The following is a 260-nucleotide window of genomic DNA, read 5'->3' as shown; positions in this document are numbered from 1 at the left end:
AACCCAATCAGTATAAAAATTTTATTGCCCTTCATTATTGTGTTGTGTGTCGAGAGTCATCTATTGGGCATTGACCAATCATTGAAACCTCACCAGAATTTGACTCTTGCTCTAGTTTTACTTTAAAGCCCCATAATCTGTAAAGATGCTTAAGCACTTCTTCGTGCGAGTTTGCTAAAGGAATATTGTTATGGGGTACATAGCGTAGGGTTAGTGAACGATCACCTCTAATATCAACGTCATATACTTGAATGTTAGGC

The 260-nt window shown here is 37.7% G+C and carries 1 pseudogene; it reads right to left on the bottom strand.

From position 1 onward, the window contains the following. Positions 1-34: 34 nt before the first annotated feature. A pseudogene (locus tag AAEY57_RS20330) lies at positions 35-260 on the bottom strand (SpoVR family protein); the annotation flags it as partial.

It is taken from the genome of Pseudoalteromonas sp. MER144-MNA-CIBAN-0113, from assembly GCF_040308965.1.
Taxonomy (GTDB): Bacteria; Pseudomonadota; Gammaproteobacteria; order Enterobacterales; family Alteromonadaceae; genus Pseudoalteromonas; species Pseudoalteromonas tetraodonis.
The sequence above is the reverse complement of the archived record's forward strand: the minus strand, read 5'-3'. Positions and strand labels throughout refer to the sequence as shown.